The sequence below is a fragment of the Paenibacillus sp. P4_E11 genome, from assembly GCF_056401635.1.
This window is the reverse complement of record NZ_JBFUIX010000375.1, coordinates 1-2,022: the sequence shown is the minus strand read 5'-3', so window position 1 is coordinate 2,022 and position 2,022 is coordinate 1. Positions and strand designations below refer to the sequence as shown.

General features: G+C 44.8%; 2 protein-coding genes. Both read right to left on the bottom strand.

Going from position 1 to position 2,022, the window contains the following annotated elements; translation table 11 throughout:
* On the bottom strand, positions 1 to 921 hold a 921-nt coding region (locus AC1DWB_RS34165), incomplete at its 3' end, for a hypothetical protein (protein ID WP_477545523.1).
* A gap of 52 nt (positions 922 to 973) precedes the next feature.
* Positions 974 to 2,022: type 2 periplasmic-binding domain-containing protein (locus AC1DWB_RS34160; protein WP_477545522.1), on the bottom strand; the 1,049-nt coding region annotated here is incomplete at its 5' end.

Sequence of the window (2,022 nt, the reverse complement as noted above, 5' to 3'; positions counted from 1 at the left end):
GTCCGCGCCTTGCTGACGCCAGTTACCGAACACTCCGCGAAAAAATTCAATTGGTGGATATCGGTAACCGTCTGTCGAATGATGATCATCATGGCAGGGGTACAGTTTAATGTTCCTTCCTTCCGTGATGCTCCGAAATGCTGCAAAATCCACATTTATCGTTCTGGAGCCTAGGGAAAACAGATCAATCAGATTTTGTTGCGCCCATGTTGCCACATCCAACCCATCCAATTGGCACCCTGTTAGGTTCTCAGGAACTTTAGCCGCCAACAGCAATGGTCTCTTGTACTTGTCTGCTAGTTCCAGTAACATAAGCCTAGTCATTCGAATAAATGTAGTTGCGTGTTCCCTATTCTCCCACTGTTCCCCCACAGGCAGGCAAGGAACGTGCCGGGAGAAATCAATTTGAATACCGTCGAATTCATAAGTTTCTATTAATTCTCTTAAATACTTAAGCTTGTATTCACGAAGTCCCGGCGAGGCTAGATTCCACAGTCCCTGCCACCACCAACTCTTGACGACCCAATCAGGATGTTCAGCTTTCAACCGGGTTCTTGACTCTAACCCAAGTCCTACTCCATTTGTGCCAAAATCGACTTCAGCGATACGGTGATTCCATATATTTTCCAGACCACGCCGTTTGGACTCCTCCAGAAGTATTTTTACAACATCAATCCCTTCTTCGTGCCACTTCTGTATGCCAGAATTAATCGGAGATCCTTCCTTAGGTATGAAATAATCGATATCCCAGATGATACTGTCGATCTGACTTCCTTCCTCATCTGCAAAATGAAATGTGAAGTTGATCAATTCGTTGATATCGATCCCGAATAGTTCTGTAATCTCGCCCATCACATCGAATTGCACTATGATTCTCCTGCGACGGTTGACAGCATCCACATGGCTGTTGGTAAACTTCATACCTCCTGTGTGGATACATATCGATGAATCCATTCCCACCACCTCCGCATGCTTATTTTTTGACTAGCTCGGTGTACTTCTGCTGGGCTTCCGCCATCACTTTATCGCCACCCATTTGCTTCCATTCCTCCACATACTTGTCAAACTCACTAAGGGGGCGTTTACCGGTCATAAAATCGACTAGGTTTTTCTTTGTAAATTGTTCTAGTCTATCCTTATATTCGGTGAATACCGGCCGTTGAATCGGATACAACACATCGTATTTGCCTTTGGCAATGGCTTCGGTCTCTTTCCTTAAAGTCATGTATTTACTCTTCGTCATATAGGGGGCCAATAAGTCGTAGTCGTTAAATCCGCCAGGGACACTGAAGAAGGACAATCCGAATTTGATGCGCTCTTCTTCTTTGTCGTACGGAGGGATCCACTCGAGATCGCCGTTTGTCTTTTTGTAGGTTTTGTTTTCTTCCCCATATTTTAGTTTCTCGTACAGGTTGATATCGGCAAAGTTAGTTGCTTCAACAATTTCAATGTACTTGATCATTTTTTCCGGTTCTTTCTCCATTTTTTTGGCATACTGTCTCCCAGAGCTTAATAGCGGATTGGTTTGGGTGATGCCGAATTCTCCATTGGGTCCTTTCGGTCCGCTTGTTATAGCCCATTTTGCTTTCGGATTTTTCTCTACCAATTTGTCATAATAAGTTCCAGCTGAGAATGCTTCGGCAGGGATGAACGCCCACCAGGAATTCGAGACGATGCCGATCTTTTCGGAAATCACTTTATCGTCGACATTGTTGCCTTTATTGATGACGAATTCCGGGTCGATCAACTCTTCCTTATACCATTTATTCAATGTCGTCAGTGCATCCTTAGCCCCTGGTTCAATTTCCCCGAGCACCACTTTCCCGTTCTTTTCAGTAAATGTCCCAGGGTACAAGCCATATGCGCCGAAGATAGGACTGAAGAAGTCTTCCACTTTATCCAACTTACCCGTCATCCCATAAGTATCCTTCTTGCCGTTACCATCAGGATCGTCGTTCCGAAATTTGATCATGGCGGATTCTAGCTCTGCCAGCGTTTCGGGAACTTTCGTTATCCCCACAT